Origin of the sequence: Bacillus sp. FSL R9-9410 (genome assembly GCF_038050385.1) — a bacterium.
GTDB lineage: Bacteria > Bacillota > Bacilli > Bacillales > Bacillaceae_G > Bacillus_A > Bacillus_A cereus_U.
Genome location: NZ_JBBOTV010000001.1, coordinates 2,100,076 through 2,121,112, shown reverse-complemented (window position 1 = coordinate 2,121,112; position 21,037 = coordinate 2,100,076). Strand labels below are relative to the sequence as shown.

Genomic DNA, 21,037 nt, shown 5'->3' with positions numbered 1-21,037 from the left:
ATCAACAAAATATGACTTTACACTAGGTGATGTACCTTGTTTATGAGCCTATTTTCTTTATATTCTTTTAGTGGACGGAATTAATATAAATAGAGACAATTAAAAGTTACTAATCCAGCAAGTTAATAGTTCATCACTTAATTTTCTTTCTAGTAATTCTTTTACTGAAGGTGTCAGCATTATTGTATAGGAATTTATATTTTCTTTATTAAAATCAATCCAGTGAAATGCTAAATGGGACTCTTTAGATATTGGAGTGAAATCGGATTTTAACTCATTTGAATCTATTTCAAAAATGTGGTTAATTTCATGGTGGAGGGTTTCGTTGTCTTGCCATTGATTTTCTATGACGCCTAAAAATTGTTTTATACTGCAAGTTACTCCAAGTTCTTCCCGTAACTCTCTTAGTAGTGCATTCTCTACTGATTCTCCAATTTCAACATGGCCACCGGGTAAAAAATAGTGATGCCCTATGTATTCAGCAACTAGTAATTTTTCATCTTTTATCATGATAGCTCGTACAATATGATGGAATTTACTTTTCATCTTGTATTCCTCCTAATCATTCACTTTATACTTGCTCGAAAATTGTCATTTAAAAGCGGGATAATATAAATCATAGGTGTTTCATAGGGATGAACATTATTAATAACTGTAAGAGAACATTTTTTAAATTAAAACTAATAATTTTGATAAATGATTCTAAAAAAGAGTATGTTTATGAAGAAAATTATCAAAACATACTCTTTTTTAGTTGATTCATTCGTTTATAAAAAGGTTTGATTATTCCCTTTCTATGTGGCTCCACAATTGAAGCTAATAGCTAAAGAATGAATTTCTCTAGGTAAATTCATTCTCAAATTCAAATTTACCTGTTTGTACAAATTTTAGACTCTTAGTGAACCTCGAAAACCCCTTGCGGCATAGTAGGATTCTGCTCCGTTGTGATACACAAAGACATGGCCAAAGCGATAATCGCAAAAAAGGGCACCGCCAAGTTCTCTAACAGAAGAAGGTGTTTGCACCCAACTCGACGTCTTCATATCGAAATTTTCAAGATTATGCAACGCACGATATTCTTCTTCCGTTAATAGTTCAATACCCATGGCAGTTGCCATATCAATAGCGTTATTTTCTGGTTTATGTTTCTTTCTTGATTCTAACGCTTCAAGATCGTAACAAACACTTCTACGCCCTTTAGGACTTTCTGCTGAACAATCATAAAAAATGTATTCGCCGTTTTCTTTATCAAAATCAACAACATCAGGTTCGCCACCAGTTCGTTCCATTTCATTGAGTGACCACAACTTTTCAGCATTAACATCCAGCTTCTTTTGAACATTAGCCCACTCTAGACCTGTATGGCGGTTCATGTTATTCTCAAAACGATCTTTCAATGTTTGTAATAATTCTTCACGTTGCTCTAGTGATAACTCCTCTTTATTACTTTCTTTCATATTAGTTCCTCCATTGATGTTTTTATTAATGATAGTTTAAGTATATATAAATACTGTTTTATAATAAAATGTTTAAATAATTGCGTGAATTTGGTTTGCAATAATTTAGTAAAATCACTTCTCCGCAATATGGCTCCCTTTAACGGAACAACTTATTGTTTCTAAGCAGTTTCTTAATCGATCTTTCAATTCTAGATGTTCTCTTCCTTTTCACTATAAATACACGATATAACTTTATTCAAAACAGTACATCTTTATTTCAACAACAATAAGCGATATACTTCCTCGCCGTCATATACATTTCCTAATGGTTTAAAACCATAACCTTCATATAGTTTCTTTGCATAAATATTATCTTTATGGACAGTTAATCTAATTTCCTCACACTCTTTAAAGTTATTTTTTATTAAGTTAATGAGTTCCTGTAATGCTGCTTTTCCATATCCTTTTCCTTGCTCTTTTTCATCAATGATAAATCCGTTAATCCAATACATATCTGTTGACTCTCGTACAAAAGCATGCATAACAAAACCAACTATAAGGTCACCATTATATATAGCGAATGGAATATATTCGACATTTGCACCATCTGGTTTTATGTATACTTTAGCAAGTGATACTGCCACTGCCGGAACAAATTGTATTTGATTTTCTTTAACTTGTAACTTTAATGTATCTTCCCAATTTTCTCTCGTAACAATTTTTAATTGGACGTTCACTATTTTAAGCTCCTTTAAAAAGAGAATTTATCTTTTATATTCAACGGAGTGAAATGATTCCCTTTTTCGACATAAACTTATAACATGATTTTCATAAAATCCTGAATAAATTTTTCCTCATCTAATTGTAAAGCTATACGCGCCCCTTCAGATTTAGAGTGTGGGCGAAAATCAGCAAAAGTTTGTCCCTTCGTTTCGCCGCAAATATCCACAGTCACTTTTCGGGATGTATAATTTAAAAAAGTAGGATTCACTAAACCGCTTATAGCAAGTACATCGTGTAATAATGGCCCTTCAATAGATGGATTAAGCTTTTGGTATGCTGATAAATAATAATCGTACATGGGTTTCATAATCGGTTTAAATGGATTTTTTGTATTAGCTAAAATATAAGTAAATACATTTGGGGTTAAAACTGTTTTATTTGTTACATTTAAAGGGAATAACGTTATATTTTTCGCTTGCTGAAATACAATTTGACTTGCTATAGGATCTCCGTACACGTTTGCCTCTGCTAATGGAGTAACATTCCCTGCTTCTAAAAAGACACCACCCATAAAATAAATTCCTTTTATATTTAACATCAAGTCGTTCCATAAATTAAAAGCAATCGCTAACGAGGTAGATCTTCCTACATCGACAATTGTTAAATCTTCGCCATACTTTACAAGAATCGCAGCAATACTACCAAAATTGTATATAGGAATAGATAACACACTTTCCGGTATATGGATGGGTCCTAATCCTTCTGGTCCATGGATTTCAGGGTAATACGTTGTAATCTCATTTGTAAGTGGGCCTGTTGCACCGCTAATTACAGGAATATCTTGTCTGTTTGCTAACTGTAAAATATATGCGGCATTATGAGCGGCATGTATATGTTCAACATTTCCATATCCAGTTACGATACCAACAATTTCAATTTCAGGATGCAGTAAGCCATACATAATTGCAAACGAATCATCAATACCTGGGTCTCCAAAAAATAAAACCTTCTCCAAGAAATGCACTCCTTTCATAGGTAAGATAATTATGTATATGTGGAAATAATTTAAATCTATACAGTTCTAAGCAAATATTAATGGTGAGTAATGTATTGATAAAAAAGAACTAGCATTATGCTAGTTCTTTTGCAGATAAATAATCTACCAGTTTAATTAAATCTCGTACAAATATTGGACTAACTGATTTTAATATAAATTTTTCCCACTATATTTATAGAATTGAAAGCCTGTTATTAATCCGAAATTTTGCATTCAAATTGCAAATACTCGCAGGGATGTCTTACCATACTTTTTCACTCTCAATTTGCTTATAATCATCTTTATTAAATGTTAAATGAGCAATCACAACTCCAAGTATAGTAATTCCCCCTCCAATTATCGAAACAAAGGTTGGCACCTCACCTAACCATATCCAAGCGATAATACATGCAGTTACTGGTGTTAAATATAGAGAACTTGTTGCCTCAGAAGCACTGGCATGGGATGTAATATATGCTAATGCAATATACGGCAGTACTGTCGGGAACATACCTAAATATATAACACTCAAAGTAATTTCTATAGGAGCTGTTACGATTTCTTGATAAATCCCTGGCAAAAAAATAAGCATAAATACAGTGCCAGACCAAATTGTATATATTGTAAATGGCAAGAAACCGTACTTTTTTAAGTATGGCCTTTGAAAAACGAAAAATAGACTTTCTGAAATTGCCGCCAATAATATTAGTAATCCCCCACTATTCAATTGAATGGAATCTCCTTGACTTAACGATAAAAAAGCAATTCCTATTAAACAAATTACACCACCAATCCAACCATTAAATTTCATTTTTTCATTCAAAAAAATAGAAGCAAGAATTGCAGTTAATATCGGTGTTACCGATACAATGAAACTAGCAGGTCCAGCATTCACACTCTTTTCACCGTAATTCAGTGCAATATGATAAATCGTAAACCCCAGAGCGCCAAATATAAAAATTACTGGAATATCTTTCAAATCAGGTAAACTTAATTTGTATATAAGTGAAAATAGAAGAAGAATCAAAGAAGCGATTAGTAATCGTAGCAATGTGAGGTGTTCAGGTGTGTAAGCTTCAAGTCCCATCCGAATTCCTGGAAAAGCTGTTCCCCATATAAGAATCGTAAAAGCGTGAGCACATACAATACGAAAATCCCATTTTTTATTATGCATATTTTCTCTCCCTCTCCAATAAACCAGCCATTTTCTGATTACCAATTATTTCTTTTCATCATATTTAATAGTTGATACAATGTCTTCAACCAGTTAATCCTCGAAAAAACCAACCACTTTGCATTTTTAAAATGAATGAGGGAGTTTTTAATATGTCTACTGATAAAAAACTGCCTAAATATCGGCAGATAATAGACTATATGAAAGAAAAAATTGAATACGGAGAATGGCCGATTGGAAGTAAGGTTCCTAGCCAGCGGCAGTTAGCGAAATTATTTCATGTAAATCGTAGTACTGTAATAACCGCACTAGAAGAACTTATGGCAGATGGCTTAATTCAAGGGCAAATCGGGTCAGGAACAATTGTAAAGAATAATACATGGTCATTATTAGCGACTAATCCCCCGCCCGATTGGAGTGAATATGTAAAGGCTGGTATTCATAAACCAAGCAAATTAATGGTACGAGAAATAAATGAGGCAGAAGCAAATAAAAAACTTATCCATCTTAGTAAAGGTGAACTTGCACCTCATCTTTTCCCGTTAGAAACTATGCAATTCATTATGCAAAACGTATGTGAGGAACTAGATTATTTCGGATATGAAGAATAAAAAGGATATTTCCCTTTACGTGAAGCAATAAGTAATTATGTAAAATCATTTGGAATAAATGCATCACCAAGTTCTATATTAATAGTCTCTGGTGCATTACAGGCATTACAATTAATATCAATCGGTCTATTACATAGAGAATCAACTGTATTACTTGAACAACCTTCTTACTTATATTCGCTTCACGTATTTCAATCAGCTAATATCCACCTTGCTGGAATACATATGGATCAACAGGGCATTTTCCCTAATGACTTGTTAAGACGAATTAAATATAGTCAAAAGAAAAATATTTTATATTTGATACCTTGCTTTCAAAATCCAACGGGGGTATTAATGTCCAAAGAGCGACGAAAAGAGATACTAAAAGTTTGCGAAAAAGAACAATTGCCTATCATTGAAGATGATATTTACCGTGAGTTATGGATGGATGAACTACCGCCTCCTCCTTTAAAGTCGATGGATAAACATGGGCATGTTTTATATATCGGTAGTCTATCTAAAACACTTAGCCCAGGACTTAGGATTGGTTGGATTATCGGGCCAGAGCCTGTTATTGAGAGATTGTCAGACATAAAAATGCAAACTGACTATGGATCAAGTTCTTTATCACAAAGAGTTGCTGCAGAATGGTTGAGTAAAGGATTTTATGAAGAACACGTTGCGAACGTAAGGATCCACCTGAAAGAGCGCAGACGAATGATGTTACAAGCTTTAGACAAGTATTGTGCAGATATTGCTACATGGGATATTCCAAGTGGTGGATTTTTTATATGGCTAACGGTTGTACCTAACATTCCAATGAAAAAACTGTTTTCAGAAGCACTATCAAAGGGAGTTCTTTTAAACCCAGGACGTATTTATGAAGAAGAATCGGATCAGTGCATACGCTTATCGTATGGATATGCTTCCCCTGAACAAATTACTCAAGATATTTATATATTAAGTAATTTGATTCGTAAGTTAATGGCATAATAAAAATCCTCTTTTATATAAAGAGGATTTTTATGTGTACCTTATTTACCACAATCTCATTTCCTGTCCTAATAAAATAAGTTCTTCATAAGGATCTCCGTCAATTTTTAATACTTGTGCAAAAGCTGGTTCTGTTTTTATGCCTTGTTCTTTTAATTGGATGATTTTTTTTCTAATATGGGGATGCTGTATTAATAGCATGTGCTCCACTATCATATGTTTATATGCATTTTGGTTACGCACTGGCCGCGGTTGACCAAATAATTCAAATTCAAAACCTTCAAATTGAAAAGTTGCCTTTATTGTTAAGATATTTCTAATGTTTTTCTTTTTCATTTCAAATCCTTCATATGAACCATACAAAGATCTAATTTCCTGTTCAAAAACATCATAATCATGTACTTCCATTACAATATCCAAGTCAGAGTGAAGGGTATCAATTCTAATAGGGATTGTCCCGCAAAGTACAGGACTATACAAAGCTAAATCCGCCATTATGTTTAGTTTATTCATAACTTCGTAAACTTTTTGTTGTTTATCGTTCCCAGATTGTAAGTATGTGATAGATGTAAACATAGAAGTCTCTCCTTCATTTAACGTAATACTCATCTCACTAAATTTGAGAAAAAATTTAATCATTTCATTTTGTTCTAGGAATACCTTTATTTCAATATATTAAGGCGAACTAACTATATTTTTCAACTTTTCTCCTATACTGCAATACTATAAAAATAAAAAAGGAGGAACTTTTATGAGCATTTTCAACATTCTTTTGACCATACACATATTATTTGGAACCATATGTTTAATTACTGGTATTGTAGCGATGGTTGCTCAAAAAAAGAAAGGAAAACATACGGAATGGGGCGAAATATATCATGCATCTTATGTTGTCATAACCCTGACGGCAATTATATTGGCCATTATAAAGTGGGATGAAATCGCATATTTATTTTATGTAGCAATTTTCTCTTATTCATTTGCGATTTATGGCTACCTTGCAAGAAAAAAGCGTTGGAAAAATTGGATTCGCCACCATATTAGAGGTATGTTAGGCTCCTATATCGGTGCCGTAACCGCACTTTTAGTAAACGTCGGAATTCATATTCCAATTATTAATTTACTGCCGCCTATATGGTTTTGGTTTTTACCTACCTTAATTGGCATTCCTCTCGTAGCCAGTGTATCAAAAAAATATAAAAAACAGAGGAAAAATTAGTTGCATTTTGATTACTTTCTGAGTAATCTTATGAAAAATTATGCTTAATACAGCGAATAGTATGATTATTTAGATTTCATATTTCCTATGATATAATGGTTTATATTGTTTTTTACCATCTAAATTAAATATAGGAGGATTTTAATGATACTATCACAAGATAAAAACATTAAACTAGTGATACATGCAATTACTTTATTATCTTTCTTGGCCTTTTTCCTCTTTGGTAATACACTTTTCTTTATACCGCTCATACTTTATTTCGTTTTCAAATCACAAAGTATAAAAGAGATGAATCTAGAATCAGCCCTTTTCCAATTTGGAGTATGGCTCGCTGTATTTCTTTGGAACTTCGTAGTAATCCGTACGATCATGCTTTCCTTATTACACATTGACTTGAGTACAAATTCCTTATTTGTTATTTTTGGAACAATTCCACTATATATAATACTTTTAGCCGCCGTAATTTTAGGACCACTTAAAGGGATTTTATATGAATTACAAAATAAAGAATTTCATTATCCTATTGTTTCACGATGGGTGCATAGAACTAAATAAAAAGAATCCAATATTTTTATTGGATTCTTTTTGTTTTCTCTTTTGCATAGTTATTTAAACTTCGGCTCAATGTATTCAATTATGTTGCCATCAGGAAAACAGCCGTACATCATTTCCTATCGGGTAATTCTTTTTATTTATGATTTTTCAAATCCAATATTGAATGTAAACGATCCGGATAATTAGTAAACATGCCGTCTACACCCCATACTAGTAACTTTTTCATATCTTTTTCATTATCTACTGTAAATGGATGAACTTCTAATCCATAATTCTTTATTTTTTTTACGTAGGCTGCATCAATATATTTGTAATTCATACCAAGACCTATGCAGTATGTTTTATATTTTTCTATTTCTGATTCTGTTAATTGAACTGCTTTTTTATATGATAATAATTGTACTAGTGGTATATCGGGATTTAAACTATGAATTTTTCGCAGACTTTCTTGACTAAATGATTGAATAATAGCTTTATCATTTATTTGGTAGCGATTTATAATTTCTAATAGTTTTTCTTCCATTCCAGGATATTCATCTGGTGATTTTGTTTCGATATAATAGTTAGCATTATGTCCAAACGTTTCAATAATTTCTTCTAGTGTTGGAACTTTAGCATCTTCAAATTCTTTCTTTGCTAAATTTGAATGCTTTTTATTGAAAAAAGATCCTGCATTTAGTTTCTTTATTTCTTCTAATGTATGTTCTTTAACTAATCCCATACCGTTAGTTGTACGGTTTAATGTTTCATCATGCATAGCTACTAAATGTCCGTCTTTTGTCATTTGGAGATCTATTTCTATATAGTCACCTTTTAATTGTTGTCCTAATGTATAAGCTGCTATTGTATGTTCTGGTGCATATGCAGAAGCACCTCTATGCGCGATGTTTTTTATATGATTTGATTGATTAGTAGTTTTTATATAATTATGTTCATTTACTTGTTGAAAAACAAAGATGCTTATTACGATGAAGAAACAAATGATAGTAATTATAGATGTTTTTTTCATAACGGTATGTTAACTCCTATATTTAAAACAATTTGACTTGGATGATTTACTCAAATAAATGCCGATTTTCAAAAACTGTCATTTGTCCTACAGCTTGAAAACCGGATCTTTTATAAATATTTATTCCATCAGGTGAAGCTTGTAATACGCAATAATTATTTTTTAGTTGTTTAGCTTCTTGCAGCAAGAAAGTAAACATAGTAGAGCCGAATCCTTGTCCTCTCATTTCTTCTTTAGTCGCTATATCATAAATACCGACACTATCTTTCGTACATACTAAAGAGCCAACAGATACTACCTCACCTTTATAAAGACCTAAGTATAGTTTTATGTCGTCACTATTCCATAAATCTAAAGAAGAAATTTGATTATAGTACGCTTGAACGTGAGTACCTTCTACTGATGTACCGAATAAAGCCGCTAATGTTTCGCCAAATTGTTGTATTTGTTTTGGTGATGTTGCTTTTTGTATTGTAAAACCTACTGGAATGTCTATTATTGGATGAATTATTTTTAAGTCTGCAACCATAGCAATATTATGTTCCGCTTCTTTTAAGCCAAATTTTATTAATGCACTCTTAATAGTCTGCTCTTGCTCCTCATCCCAAAACCAAACACTCATTGGGAATCTCTTTTGATTAAAGTATTCTATCTCCGCACATAATTCCTCGTTTCCTTCCGTTAAGTTCTTGTTTAATAAAGTAATAATATTAAATGTATCTGTAGGTAAACCACAGTTAACGGAAATATAATCCTTCGTTTTCTTTACACTCATCCCTTGCACATGACGAGCAACATATGAAGTTTTGTATATAAAATTATCTATAAGTAACTTTTGACAATTCATCAATCGTGCTCCTTTCATAGAAAGTAATAATTTAATAACTCTTATATTAAATATAACATATAAGAAATTTCACTTAATCAATGATATCCCCCTTTATATCACACGATGTAGCATAATAAGAATTAAAAATGATATAACATTGTCGGAATGAAAAAAGTGGTATATAATAAATATTAACATTACTAGTAATTATTTTAGGTATTCCTAGAATAAAGGAGCGATACATATGAAAATTACTATTTATTTTGGAAGTCATGAAGATCAGGATGTTCGTACTATGGACTGTCATTTAGATGTAGAAGATACAGAAGAGATTGTTTCTGTATCATAATATAAATAATCGGGATGAACCCTATTCCCTACAGCGTTTAAGACACCTTTTACAGGTGTCTTTTTTATTGTTTTTTCGTCAAAAACCCTTTACTTTAGAGCGTTTTAATAGTAAAATATAAATATACGAACAAATGTTCTTTTTAATTTATTTGTACATGAAGGGATGATTTCAACAATGACTCAAGCAAAGCGCAGAGGAAGAAAAAAGCAAACACCTATTATTTCAAATACAGGCTTTATCGGCTCTGTCTTTATTGATACATTGGAGTTACAAAAGAAATCCTATTATTTCGCTCGTAAAAAACTTCAAATTGTTCATCACGTACTAGATGGTCTATCTGGGGCAACGAGTGCATTATTTAAAGAACATAATATCTCCGCATACATGTCATGTGTGTATTTACATAAACAAAAGAAAATCGGTTTTGTTCTTTCAACAAAACCGTTTGAACAAAGTGATGGCGTTGCTTACTTTATAAATTATTTAATCGAAAAGAATTTTTACGGTAACGAAGAAGTAGAATATCAAGAAGTATTTAATACAGGTTTTATTGGTGTAGTATTCGCGGATTTATCTAGTATAGATCGCTTTAATTTTGAGTTTGAAATGGGTATGTTAACAAAATTAATGAAAGATATGATTATTCCGGTTAAAGAACTCTTTTTACGCCACAATGTACCAGCCTACATCTCTACTTCTTATTTAGAAGAGCAAAACAAATTAGGTTTCGTTCTATCTGTAAAACCGTATGATGAACGCGCAGAAGCGGATTTATACTTCGAAACATATTTAAAAGAGCGCGGGTTATTTATTGGTGATGAAGAAGATGATATTGATAAGATTGTTATTAGAAAGACAGCTGAATTACGATAGTTTTCCAGTACAATTTATTAGTCCTTATGCCTTTCATACATCTCTATTTTTTTATTTAGTAAATCTTTACCCCAGACTTGCATTGCTTCTAATACAGGTATAAATTTTTCCCCCTGCTCTGTTAAAGAATATTCTACCTTTGGTGGAACAACTTTATAAACTTCTCTGTGTACTAGCTCGTCCTCTTCAAGCTCTCTTAATTGTCTAGTTAAGATTCCTTTTGAGATGCCAGGTAACATCCTCAATAATTCATTAAACCTAATAATTTCATTTTTGCTTAAATGCCATAAAATCACGATTTTCCATCTTCCTGCAATTGCATTTTGGGTAACTGTTAATGGACAAATTTCTTGCTGTGTTTCTTCAGAAACCGATTCACCTTGATAACTAAAACGTGCCATAATAAAATCTCCTTTTTCTCTAAGTACTATTTTTATGACTATGTTATTAAATTGTGCCTACTTACATAAATCCTTCTTAAGAAATAGTATATGTAATGTATACAAAAATCAAAAATAACGCTGTATGTAACGGAGGAGATTGTATGAAAGTTTTAGTAACAGGTGCAAACGGAAATTTAGGTTCTAAAATTGCTGAGTATTTACTTACCAGATTATCAATTGAAGAAATAATTGTTGGTGTACGTGATGACAAGTCTGAAAAAGCACTTAGCTATAAGGAACAAGGCTTAGAAGTACGTGTAACGGATTTTGAAAATCAAGAAACCTTGTTTTCAGCATTCAAAGATGTTGATCGTTTATTCATCATGTCAACATTTGGTGACTTTGATACAGTTATACGCCAGCATACAAATGCAGTAGAAGCTGCAAAAGCAACAGGTGTAAAACAAATTATTTATCCAAGTGTTACAAGAGCAGAAGGAAATGACTTCTTCCTAGCAGGCATGCATAGAGCACGTGAAGTAGCAATTATCGAATCAGGTATTCCTTATGTGATTCTGCGTAACAACTGGTATGTAGAAAATGAACTTGGTACAATTCAAAGCTGTATGGCTGGTGCCCCTTGGGTGACTTCTGCAGGAGAAGGGAAAATCGGTTGGGTATATCGTCCGGATTTAGCTGAAGCAACAGCGAATGTTTTGGTAGCTGATGGTCACAAAAATAAGATTTATGAACTTTCTGGTGAAAATTTAAAACAACAGCAATTTGTTGATACATTAAGTGAAGTATTAGGAAAAGAAATTCCTTTATTAGAAGTAGATGACTCTTCTTATGAAGAAATGTTAAAAGGTGCTGGAGTACCTGAAGCCTACCTTCCAATGTTAGTAATGACTCAAAAAGGGATTCGTGAAGGAGGATTAGAATCAACACATACCCATTTGAATTTCTTATTAGAACGTCAGGCTACACCATTAAAGCAAGCATTAACACATTTATTAGTAAATACAAAATAGATAAATCAAATTCCACAGCCGAAATCAAATAATAAATTTTGTATTTTACAAAGTGCCAGTCCACATTAGGAATGGCGCTTCTTTATTACTGCCTTTACTTCGACCATCTATCACTTTAGTTAAAGAAGGATTTTTAAACAACATTATTATTTTGTAAAGGACTTTATTGCAAAATAAACATCTTTTATTTCTTAGTTCTTGATTGCTTTTTTCATTTTGTAACTGTATTTGTAAACTCTCCATAACTTTTCCCTCCCGCTTAACTTTGTATTACGTACAGTGTAAGTTCTCGGGTCAACCCAATATCAATAGGTTATTATTAAAAACTTTTAAAAGAAAAATTAAAAAATTACAGATTTCGTACGTTTAGATGAACCACCCTCTTTTCTCTAACTTTTGCGCTAGAAATCTTACTCTGCCTGCTAAAGAGAGCTACACAAGGCCTCCCTTTTAAGAACCATCAACAGCTCCCACTTTCCTTGTCAAAGAGTACTATACTTATAATTTCATTCCACATCCACATATTGACATTGAGAATCATTCTCGATAAAATACATAATGTAGAATATTCTAAATATATTAATTGGATTTATATAAGGACCTCAAAACAGAAAGGAGTTTCATTAGGGTGACAAAAAAATTAACTGTACAAGGTTTTATGAATACTGGGCTTTATACAAGCATTTTACGCAAATAAAAAAACAGCTATTTATTATTACTCATGACCCTGAACTGATTGCTCTTTCTTGTGATGAAATACTTGGAATTGCAAACGGTCGTATAAAAGAAATTAAAACATTTACATCATAAAGGACGTGAAAATATGGAACATTATACACACCCTGCTAAAAAGAAACATTGGATTCACTCGATTTTACAATTTGCAGCTCCCTTTAGACACTTAATGATCATTTCTATTTTCTTAGCTATTGTTAGCGTTATTGGTGGACTCGTTCCTTATGTAGCCATCTATTATATTCTTAAACTATTAATAGACGGTACCCAAACGATAAGTAGCATTAGCTATTGGATTTTCATTGCTACCTGTGGCTATTTCGTACAAACAGTATTTCATGCACTCTCAAGTTATTACTCACATCAAGTTGCTTACAGTATTTTAGAGAATATTCGTTTGCGATTAGCTGAGCGCCTCATGCGTGCACCACTTGGACACATTATCAATCGACCTGTTGGTAAGATGAAAAATGTCATCGTTGATCGTGTTGAAACATTAGAACTTCCACTTGCCCATATTATCCCTGAAGGGCTATCCAATATTTTATTACCAATTGGTGTTTTTATTTACTTGTTAACAATCGATTATCGAATGGCGTTAGCTACACTCATTACCGTACCAATCGCGTTCATGATTTATATGATCATGATGCGCAACTTTAATTCACAATACAAAAATTACATGGAGGCTAGCAACCACGTTAACAGTGTGATTGTTGAGTATGTAGAAGGAATTGAAGTCATTAAAACATTTAATCAAACAAACAAATCTTACAAAAAGTTCTCTCATGCTATTACATCATTTAAGGATTACACATTAAATTGGTTCCGTAGCACATGGCCTTTAATGACTCTCGGGAATGCGACCCTCCCCTCAACGCTTGTTGGAACGCTTCCAGTCGGATTGCTTCTTTACCAAAATGGTACTATTGAACCAGCAGAACTTATTATCTCATTAACTTTATCGATGGGATTAATTCATCCGCTCATGCAATTGACAACTTTCGTTAATGATTTTAAATCTATCGAATATGCAGTGAATGATACAAAGGACTACTTACATCTAGAAGCATTATCAGTTGCCCCTACTTACAATCTAGTACCAACTCACTTTCAAATAGAGATGAATCATGTTGCATTTGGTTACAACGAAGAACATAAAGTTATCCGCGATCTATCGTTAATTATTCCTGAGCGTAACTATACCGCACTTGTCGGTCCGTCTGGTAGTGGTAAATCCACTATCGCTCGGCTCATAACACGCTTTTGGGATGTATCTGATGGAAGTATCAACATTGGTGGCATCAATATTAAAGATATTCATCCAAACGATTTCAGTAAGATGATTAGCTATGTTGCACAAGATAATTTCCTTTTCCGTACAAGTATATTAGAGAATATTCGCATGGGGAATCCGAATGCTTCAGACGATGAAGTTTTCCATGCAGCTCGCCTTGCTCGTTGCGATGAATTTATTAAAGCATTACCAAATGGCTATCAAACGGACTCTGGTGAAGCTGGCAAAAAACTATCTGGCGGTGAAAAGCAGCGTCTTGCGATTGCTCGTGCTATTTTAAAGGATGCACCAATTATTATTTTAGATGAAGCAACAGCGTTCACAGATCCTGAAAATGAAGCTGAAATTCAAAAAGCATTTAATGAGTTAGCTTCAAATAAAACACTAATTGTTATTGCTCATCGATTATCAACGATTAAACACGCTGATCAAATTGTCGTCTTACAAAGTGGCAATGTTCATACTATGGGTACCCATGACCAGCTCTTACAAAGTAATAATTTGTATCAAAAACTATGGCGAGCACATATTGGTGCAAGTAAAAAAGACATTCAATCAGACTATATAACTAAGGAGGGACATTCCAATGTTTAAGATTATAAAACGAATTCTGAATTGGACTGGTCCTTATAAAAAGCGCGTATATCTTGGGTTCGTCTTCTCATTTTTCCAAGCTATTTGTATTACTTTACCCATTGTCATTTCTGCTAAAGGACTGCAATATATGCTCGATGACTATCATGGTACAAAAGAATTAACTTCACAAACAATTTGGTTACTCCTTTTATTTATGGTGATAGCAATTTTAGGGCGATTCCTCTTTTCTTATTTAAAAGCTGTTTATCAAGAGAGTGTCGGTTATGAACTCGCTGCATCACATCGCATTCAGCTTGGGAACACATTAAAAGGAGTTTCACTCGGTTTTTTCAATAAGTACCGTACAGGTGATATTAATGGTATTGTAACTACCGATTTATCATTTGTGGAAATGATGGCAATGAAAATGATTGATATTGTTGTAAATGGTTATATCATGACATTTACGATGATTTTATTCTTATTGTTCTACAATCCCATTATGGCACTTATTGCAATTGCGGGCGTTATACTATCTATGATCTTTTTACAATTACTACAAAAACATAGCCGGAAAAAGGCACCCGTGCATCAACAAAGTCAACATGAACTCATTAACAATACACTTGAATACTTACGTGGTATGTTGGTTGTAAAAAGCTTCAACCAAGAAGGTATAGCATCACGAAATATTAACAAGGCCTTTAAAAATAGTAAAAATGTCAACATTGAAATTCAAAAGTCATTTGGTATTTATAATGTCGGTCACCGTATGGGGCTGAAACTTGCATCAGTTTTACTTGTTCTCGTTGCTTCGTCACTTGTTTTATCCGGTGATATGGAGTTTTCTGACCTGATTTTAATCACACTATTTTCTTTCGTTATGTTTGATAGTATTGAGCCAATTAGTGATGCCACACACGTTCTTGAAACAGTTGACAATATGCTAGATAAGCTGGATGCTATTGAACAAACAGAATTTGTCGATACAAAAGGTAAAGATATACATTTAAAACATTTTGATATCACGTTCGATCATGTTTCATTTAGCTATAGTGATCGCCCAATTATCCAAGATGTCTCACTTCATATAAAAGAAGGAACAACAACTGCAATTGTCGGTCCGTCTGGTTCTGGTAAAACGACACTATGTAACTTAATCGCTCGTTTTTATGATGTAGATAAGGGAGCTATTACAATTAATGGTATGAATATTAATGAATTAAGTCTTCATACATTAATGTCATCGATTAGCATGGTATTCCAAAATGTTTATTTATTCAATGATTCTATTTATAACAATATACATTTCGGTAATCCTAAGGCGACGAAAGACCAAGTGATTGAGGCGGCAAAAAAAGCGCAATGTCACGACTTTATCATGTCACTTAAAGATGAGTATAGTGCGGTGCTAACAGATGGTGGATCTTCTCTATCTGGAGGTGAAAAACAACGTATTTCTATCGCCCGTGCTATCTTGAAAAACGCGCCAATTATTATTTTAGATGAAGCAACCGCAAGCCTTGATCCTGAAAATGAATCGCTCATTCAATGTGCACTTGATGAGCTGACAAAAGGAAAAACCACGCTCATTATTGCCCATCGACTTGCAACAATTCAAAACGCCCATCAAATCGTTGTACTTGAAAACGGAAAAATTGTTCAAAAAGGAACACACGAAGAACTAATCCAACGTGAAGGTACATATCGTCGTTTCATTCGTATTCGTCATGAAGCAGAAAACTGGGTTTTAAAATAATTTCTCCTATTTGAAAGAAAAACGAGTATAAACCTAGATTCGATTATACTTGTTTTTTTCCTATTAAGCATGCCCTATTGCTTGTAACACAGCTTCATGAATTGATTCTGATAACGTTGGATGCGTTGCGATAAAATCTCTCATGGCTTGTTTTGGAGAACCATCGATTTCTAAGCTTGATGGAGGTGTGTCGGGACCACATTTTTGATTTAATTAAATAAAAATAAAAAACCCGCGAATCATTCACGGGTTTTACTCTTAATAACTTATTGCTATTGTACCTTCACCTGCATGAACAGCAAATGAAATTGGTAATGGATAAAGTTTGAAATCCATTTCAGGGAATGCTTGTTTAATATCTGAAATCCATTCTTCAGCTCCATCTTTATCGTTAGCATAGAACATATGAAGTACTTTTGGTAATTCTTTTTCAAGCTCATTTTTAATGTATTCTCTACATTTTTGGATTTTACGCACTTTCTTTTCAAGTAAAAGTTCTCCGCCTTTTACTTCTAAGATTAAGTTGACACTTAATAAACTTCCAAGTAAAAATTGAACTCCCTTTACTCGACCACTTGCATATAAACCTTTTAGGCTTTTTGGAAATACATAAAAGGGCCTTCTTTTTTCATCTACTAATGTTTTATGTATATCTTGTAAAGTCATACCATCATTGTACAACGTTTTAGCTTTTCTCAAAAGTTCATCCATTGGATAACTTGTCGTTTCACTATCTAATACAGTTAAAGGGAAACCTGCCATATCAGCAGCTAACTTCATATTTTGATAGGTCCCACTTACTTTTCCGCTAATAGCAACTGCAAAGCCTTCTTCATATTCTTCTTTGCATTTAGTAAATAATTCTACCATTTCCCCTATGTTAGGTTGCGAAGTAGTAACGGTTCTTCCGTCATTTAACGCTTCATAAAGACGTTTATGAACTCCTTCTTCACAATCCTTATAAGACACTCCATCAATAATAACTTCAATTGGGATAACAAAGTTATCACCATCTGTTGTAAAACTCGCAGTTGTACTATCAGTAAACCAAGCAACACGCTTCATGTTGTTCCTCCCTTATTCTGTTCCTCTTTTCTGACTTTTCTATATATTTATCTTACGAAAAGAGAATATCCCCTGTAATAGTAACAGGACTTTATTATTTTGGCTATAGTAGATGTATAATAAATGTGAATGTTTTTTGTCTATTTATCAAAAAAAAGAAAACCACAAAATTTTCCGGCCTTCTTTTAACATTACATTACTTAAATGTTTCGTTATCTAAAATAACAACATAATCATTCGTCATTCGCCCCGCTTCTTTCGTATAACTGACAAGCCGCTGGATGTTATCACAGCAAATTTTTGCTCCCCATACTAGTAACGGTACACCAATAAAATCAATATGAAATCTTCTAGAAAACAAACCACCTAAAGTCATTGGCAATGGAACTGTTGGTGATGTATTAGAAAAAATAATCTTATCATGGTTTTGATAATGTTTTTGCAGAATCTCTCCTAAATGCTTCATTGCAGGTACAACGACCTTTGATGCCCCGCAGCCAATTGTATATACGGGATTCCCATATTCATCTTGTCCATGGAAAATAATTTTCCCCATATCTTCTGTTTTCAATTTATTAAAGTACTCCACATTTAAAATTTCTTCTTTCGTTAACTTCCGATCAGTTGGTAATTTATTCAAATGATAAGCTGCAGCTAGCGAGGTTGTATGCGTTCCACCGAAATCTGTGTAAATGAATATCATATTATCATCCCTTGTTGTAAAAGTTCAATATTATTTAGTATTACCGTTCACAGCGTTGTTAAACAAGAGACGAATGTATTTACGCTTTTTGTATTAATTCATTATATTTTTTCCAAATATAATAGCGTCTACTAATTACGGTACCTAATGTGATACATAAAAAGGCATTCGTTACAACCATTAATGTGTGGTGAGTACTGCCAGGAAACATACTTTGCTTAATCAAAATCTTTGCACCTAAAATAACAAGGAGAATAATTGTACTTAACCAATTTCCTTTTCGTAATACATGACCTGTTTCACTATCTAATCGAAATGTTAAAGCTTTTCCCCTAATAACTCCAAGACCCAATCCAATTCCGAGCATTGCAACGAATAATAGTATGTGAAATATATTTAATTGTCCCATATGAATAATGGACTGGATTGTTACAAAGCACAGCAAAGCCGGAATGAGCCAAATACGATTAATATTCACTTTGTATTCCTTACCTTGCATTAATACAATTATAAGAATAACAAGTAGAATAACAAATAGAATATCCATTTAGAGTCCTCCTATATACTTGTTTACCTTTGAAAATTATATTCGCCTCTGTTCATACCATACTTGAAATACGATAGCTACTTTAATTTGTAAAATACGGAATGTGATTTCCCATCAGCCTTAAGCAGTATTTATAAAAGTAAAAAGACGTACTTTCTACTCGTACGTCTTTAGTAGCTTTATTAGTACATTCCTAAACTGGTTTAAACTTTTATTTATCAATAAATTCTACACCTTTAGAGTTAGTTTTATCTAATACTTGAATGTTAAATGTAGCAGCTAATTTTAAAGCGATTTTATAAATGGAATATCCAATTATAGAACCTAGAACGTTACAGATTACATCATCAATATCGGTAATACGTCCCCATCCATTAACTAATGACTCGATTAATTGTAACAATTCTATACTAACCGATATGATAAAACCTAATAAAATAGTATTTTTAACTTTTTTGAATTTATTCCATATAAGTGGTGCTAAAAACCCTAAAGGCATTAATAATAAAATATTCCCGCCTACATTTCTTACGATTAGACCAATCGTGAATAGGACATCACCATCATAAGCACTCCCTAATTGACCGATATCTTTAATAATTGATGCAAAAGGAATAATATTGACTGACCGATTAAGATTTTCAAGACTAGAAGGAAACCCGATTGGTAAAGGGAATAAGGTTACTGCAACAACCATACAAATGTATACTGCAAATAGAAAACTAATTAATTCTTTCCACCAATTCACATGCTTTTTATTTTTGAACCCAATTAATATACTTCGGGCAAATAAATAACAGATAACCCCCAAAATAATAAATAAACTACCGTTAATCATATGCAAATCGCTAACACATCCCTTTATCTTAATTATTCGCTTCTATATCTATAGGACTTTTCGCAGGATGGTTTTGTCATACGGAATAATGCATCTTTATATTATTGTAAATTCATTAAAGAGAAACCTTCATTTGCGGGATTTTCATATTTTTCTTTCCCTCTAAGTACATTGTCATAATATGCTGTATCTAAAAAAGATAACGAACGGCAACGTACCCAGCCTATTTCGTCTTCTTTTTATATGCTCTAATTTTTATATCCCTGTAATTAAAAAGCTCCTTCTATTTCTACCATTAGTTTTTCAGGTCCTGCCCCTTTATTTGATGGAATAACTAATGTAATTCCTAAGTCTGGATATACGGCCGAGCGAAAACTCACGCCTGGATCATATCCCATTACATGATATTTAAAAATATTTCCTTGTCTTTTCTCAATCCATATTCCATAGCCGTAAGACTGGCTATTATTCACCAAAATATGAGGAGTTAAAAGTAACTTCGTATATTCGTAGCTTAATATTTCGTTGTTAAATAGAGCTTCCCAAAATTTCATCATGTCTGGTGCAGTAATATAAGCACCACCATCAGAACCTCCTTTTATGGGTATAGAGTATGCATTTGTTCTCCATTTTTGACTATTTCCATCCTTTATATATCCGAGAGCTGTATGTTTTGGTAAATTATCTAAAGAGAAATAGCCTGAATCATTCATGCCAACTGGAACAAATATGTTTCTTTCTATATATTCCGTAAATTCAAGTCCTGTCTGTTGTTCTATAATTAATCCAAGTATAATAAAACCTGCATTATTATAGTAAAACTTACTTCCGGGTGTAAACATCATATTACTGTTTTGGAATAATGGTAAAAATTCTTTTAAACTTTTTAAAAGATACATAGGGGTCTGTTTCCAAAGATCTTCAAAGTTATCCATGATACTTTCATCAAAATAATCTGGAATACCTGAACTATGCGTTAAAAGTTGATGTACTGTAATATCTTCATTAAAGTTTGGAAATTTAATATGTAGACAATCCTTTAACTTTGTATGAAAAGTAATTACACCTCTTTCAACAAGTTGACAGATACTGATAGCAGTGAATAATTTACATCCTGAGGCAATTCCGAATTTTGTTTGTAGTGTATTGTTTATACATTCACTTCGGTTAGCATATCCAAATGAATTTTCATAAATAATATCATCATCTTTTTTTATTAAGACCACCCCAGAAAAATCTATATTCTGATGTATTCCTTTTACAATTTTCTCTATTTGATCTTTTGTTTTTATCATAATAACCACC

The 21,037-nt window shown here is 32.7% G+C and carries 21 protein-coding genes and 1 pseudogene; 7 read left to right on the top strand and 15 right to left on the bottom strand.

What is annotated here, in order from left to right; all coding sequences use genetic code 11:
• Positions 1-99: 99 nt before the first annotated feature.
• From MKX77_RS11170 to MKX77_RS11150, 5 genes are all read right to left on the bottom strand, one after another.
• A complete protein-coding gene (locus MKX77_RS11170) occupies positions 100-546 on the bottom strand; it encodes an NUDIX domain-containing protein (protein ID WP_341306658.1) in 447 nt (148 codons plus the stop codon).
• Positions 547-887: 341 nt separating this feature from the next.
• Positions 888-1,457, bottom strand: a complete 570-nt coding sequence (locus MKX77_RS11165) for a DUF4256 domain-containing protein (RefSeq protein ID WP_341306657.1) — start codon at positions 1,455-1,457, stop codon at positions 888-890.
• Between the two features lie 254 nt (positions 1,458-1,711).
• Positions 1,712-2,176, bottom strand: a complete 465-nt coding sequence (locus MKX77_RS11160) for a GNAT family N-acetyltransferase (protein ID WP_341306656.1) — start codon at positions 2,174-2,176, stop codon at positions 1,712-1,714.
• Between the two features lie 77 nt (positions 2,177-2,253).
• On the bottom strand, positions 2,254-3,177 hold the full coding sequence (locus MKX77_RS11155; RefSeq protein WP_341306655.1) for a nucleoside hydrolase: 924 nt from the start codon (positions 3,175-3,177) through the stop codon (positions 2,254-2,256).
• 283 nt (positions 3,178-3,460) lie between these two features.
• Positions 3,461-4,372, bottom strand: coding sequence for a DMT family transporter (locus MKX77_RS11150; protein WP_341306654.1), 912 nt, complete (start codon positions 4,370-4,372; stop codon positions 3,461-3,463).
• 152 nt (positions 4,373-4,524) lie between these two features.
• Between MKX77_RS11150 and pdxR the strand changes: the two are divergent.
• Positions 4,525-5,958 (top strand): annotated as a pseudogene (pdxR, locus tag MKX77_RS11145) (MocR-like pyridoxine biosynthesis transcription factor PdxR).
• 45 nt (positions 5,959-6,003) lie between these two features.
• Here the strand turns inward: pdxR and MKX77_RS11140 are convergent.
• Positions 6,004-6,534: a DUF4269 domain-containing protein gene (locus MKX77_RS11140; RefSeq protein WP_002136582.1), complete on the bottom strand. Its 531-nt coding sequence runs from the start codon at positions 6,532-6,534 to the stop codon at positions 6,004-6,006.
• 175 nt (positions 6,535-6,709) lie between these two features.
• Here MKX77_RS11140 and MKX77_RS11135 point away from each other — a divergent pair, with 175 nt between their 5' ends.
• A complete protein-coding gene (locus MKX77_RS11135) occupies positions 6,710-7,177 on the top strand; it encodes a DUF2306 domain-containing protein (protein ID WP_002136583.1) in 468 nt (155 codons plus the stop codon).
• Positions 7,178-7,321: 144 nt separating this feature from the next.
• The gene (locus MKX77_RS11130; protein ID WP_002141962.1) at positions 7,322-7,735 is read left to right on the top strand and encodes a DUF4870 domain-containing protein; all 414 of its coding nucleotides are present in this window, start codon (positions 7,322-7,324) and stop codon (positions 7,733-7,735) included.
• A gap of 133 nt (positions 7,736-7,868) precedes the next feature.
• Here the strand turns inward: MKX77_RS11130 and MKX77_RS11125 are convergent, their stop codons facing one another.
• Both MKX77_RS11125 and MKX77_RS11120 read right to left on the bottom strand, forming a co-directional pair.
• Positions 7,869-8,744, bottom strand: coding sequence for a glycerophosphodiester phosphodiesterase (locus MKX77_RS11125; protein WP_341306653.1), 876 nt, complete (start codon positions 8,742-8,744; stop codon positions 7,869-7,871).
• 46 nt (positions 8,745-8,790) lie between these two features.
• Positions 8,791-9,591, bottom strand: coding sequence for a GNAT family N-acetyltransferase (locus MKX77_RS11120; protein WP_341306652.1), 801 nt, complete (start codon positions 9,589-9,591; stop codon positions 8,791-8,793).
• A gap of 508 nt (positions 9,592-10,099) precedes the next feature.
• On the opposite strand from MKX77_RS11120, the gene MKX77_RS11115 reads away from it, so the two are divergent.
• Entirely contained in the window at positions 10,100-10,798 is a 699-nt protein-coding gene (locus tag MKX77_RS11115) for a hypothetical protein (protein WP_341306651.1), read from the top strand.
• A gap of 17 nt (positions 10,799-10,815) precedes the next feature.
• Here MKX77_RS11115 and MKX77_RS11110 read toward each other — a convergent pair whose 3' ends face one another.
• Positions 10,816-11,199: a winged helix-turn-helix transcriptional regulator gene (locus MKX77_RS11110; protein WP_341306650.1), complete on the bottom strand. Its 384-nt coding sequence runs from the start codon at positions 11,197-11,199 to the stop codon at positions 10,816-10,818.
• A 143-nt stretch (positions 11,200-11,342) separates the two neighbouring features.
• On the opposite strand from MKX77_RS11110, the gene MKX77_RS11105 reads away from it, so the two are divergent.
• Positions 11,343-12,212, top strand: coding sequence for an SDR family oxidoreductase (locus MKX77_RS11105; RefSeq protein ID WP_341306649.1), 870 nt, complete (start codon positions 11,343-11,345; stop codon positions 12,210-12,212).
• Between the two features lie 45 nt (positions 12,213-12,257).
• Here the strand turns inward: MKX77_RS11105 and MKX77_RS11100 are convergent, their stop codons facing one another.
• Positions 12,258-12,455 (bottom strand): hypothetical protein, encoded by a 198-nt coding sequence (locus MKX77_RS11100; RefSeq protein WP_341306648.1) that lies wholly within the window; start codon positions 12,453-12,455, stop codon positions 12,258-12,260.
• 580 nt (positions 12,456-13,035) lie between these two features.
• Between MKX77_RS11100 and MKX77_RS11095 the strand changes: the two genes are divergently transcribed.
• Positions 13,036-14,838 carry an ABC transporter ATP-binding protein gene (locus MKX77_RS11095; RefSeq protein ID WP_341306647.1) on the top strand — a complete coding sequence of 601 codons (1,803 nt, stop codon included), beginning with the start codon at positions 13,036-13,038 and terminating at the stop codon, positions 14,836-14,838.
• The gene (locus MKX77_RS11090) at positions 14,831-16,579 is read left to right on the top strand and encodes an ABC transporter ATP-binding protein (RefSeq protein WP_341306646.1); all 1,749 of its coding nucleotides are present in this window, start codon (positions 14,831-14,833) and stop codon (positions 16,577-16,579) included. Before MKX77_RS11095 ends, MKX77_RS11090 begins: the two co-directional genes overlap by 8 nt.
• A gap of 258 nt (positions 16,580-16,837) precedes the next feature.
• Here MKX77_RS11090 and MKX77_RS11085 read toward each other — a convergent pair whose 3' ends face one another.
• From MKX77_RS11085 to MKX77_RS11065, 5 genes are all read right to left on the bottom strand, one after another.
• The gene (locus MKX77_RS11085; protein WP_002127627.1) at positions 16,838-17,644 is read right to left on the bottom strand and encodes a DegV family protein; all 807 of its coding nucleotides are present in this window, start codon (positions 17,642-17,644) and stop codon (positions 16,838-16,840) included.
• A 196-nt stretch (positions 17,645-17,840) separates the two neighbouring features.
• The gene (locus MKX77_RS11080) at positions 17,841-18,347 is read right to left on the bottom strand and encodes a DUF3189 family protein (RefSeq protein ID WP_002085266.1); all 507 of its coding nucleotides are present in this window, start codon (positions 18,345-18,347) and stop codon (positions 17,841-17,843) included.
• Positions 18,348-18,426: 79 nt separating this feature from the next.
• Entirely contained in the window at positions 18,427-18,894 is a 468-nt protein-coding gene (locus tag MKX77_RS11075) for a DUF1453 domain-containing protein (protein WP_341306645.1), read from the bottom strand.
• A gap of 211 nt (positions 18,895-19,105) precedes the next feature.
• Positions 19,106-19,738, bottom strand: a complete 633-nt coding sequence (locus MKX77_RS11070) for a VanZ family protein (RefSeq protein ID WP_341306644.1) — start codon at positions 19,736-19,738, stop codon at positions 19,106-19,108.
• A 263-nt stretch (positions 19,739-20,001) separates the two neighbouring features.
• Complete coding sequence (locus MKX77_RS11065; RefSeq protein ID WP_341306643.1) at positions 20,002-21,027, bottom strand: serine hydrolase domain-containing protein; 1,026 nt, start codon at positions 21,025-21,027, stop codon at positions 20,002-20,004.
• Between the last annotated feature and the right edge of the window lie 10 nt (positions 21,028-21,037).

Bases quoted from the DNA above. Each gene is read 5' to 3' on its own strand.
- MKX77_RS11170 (WP_341306658.1), bottom strand. From the start codon at position 546: ATGAAAAGTAAATTCCATCATATTGTACGAGCTATCATGATAAAAGAT.
- MKX77_RS11165 (WP_341306657.1), bottom strand. From the start codon at position 1,457: ATGAAAGAAAGTAATAAAGAGGAGTTATCACTAGAGCAACGTGAAGAA.
- MKX77_RS11150 (WP_341306654.1), bottom strand. From the start codon at position 4,372: ATGCATAATAAAAAATGGGATTTTCGTATTGTATGTGCTCACGCTTTT.
- MKX77_RS11140 (WP_002136582.1), bottom strand. From the start codon at position 6,534: ATGTTTACATCTATCACATACTTACAATCTGGGAACGATAAACAACAA.
- MKX77_RS11135 (WP_002136583.1), top strand. From the start codon at position 6,710: ATGAGCATTTTCAACATTCTTTTGACCATACACATATTATTTGGAACC.
- MKX77_RS11130 (WP_002141962.1), top strand. From the start codon at position 7,322: ATGATACTATCACAAGATAAAAACATTAAACTAGTGATACATGCAATT.
- MKX77_RS11125 (WP_341306653.1), bottom strand. From the start codon at position 8,744: ATGAAAAAAACATCTATAATTACTATCATTTGTTTCTTCATCGTAATA.
- MKX77_RS11120 (WP_341306652.1), bottom strand. From the start codon at position 9,591: ATGAATTGTCAAAAGTTACTTATAGATAATTTTATATACAAAACTTCA.
- MKX77_RS11115 (WP_341306651.1), top strand. From the start codon at position 10,100: ATGACTCAAGCAAAGCGCAGAGGAAGAAAAAAGCAAACACCTATTATT.
- MKX77_RS11110 (WP_341306650.1), bottom strand. From the start codon at position 11,199: ATGGCACGTTTTAGTTATCAAGGTGAATCGGTTTCTGAAGAAACACAG.
- MKX77_RS11105 (WP_341306649.1), top strand. From the start codon at position 11,343: ATGAAAGTTTTAGTAACAGGTGCAAACGGAAATTTAGGTTCTAAAATT.
- MKX77_RS11100 (WP_341306648.1), bottom strand. From the start codon at position 12,455: ATGGAGAGTTTACAAATACAGTTACAAAATGAAAAAAGCAATCAAGAA.
- MKX77_RS11095 (WP_341306647.1), top strand. From the start codon at position 13,036: ATGGAACATTATACACACCCTGCTAAAAAGAAACATTGGATTCACTCG.
- MKX77_RS11090 (WP_341306646.1), top strand. From the start codon at position 14,831: ATGTTTAAGATTATAAAACGAATTCTGAATTGGACTGGTCCTTATAAA.
- MKX77_RS11085 (WP_002127627.1), bottom strand. From the start codon at position 17,644: ATGAAGCGTGTTGCTTGGTTTACTGATAGTACAACTGCGAGTTTTACA.
- MKX77_RS11080 (WP_002085266.1), bottom strand. From the start codon at position 18,347: ATGATATTCATTTACACAGATTTCGGTGGAACGCATACAACCTCGCTA.
- MKX77_RS11075 (WP_341306645.1), bottom strand. From the start codon at position 18,894: ATGGATATTCTATTTGTTATTCTACTTGTTATTCTTATAATTGTATTA.
- MKX77_RS11065 (WP_341306643.1), bottom strand. From the start codon at position 21,027: ATGATAAAAACAAAAGATCAAATAGAGAAAATTGTAAAAGGAATACAT.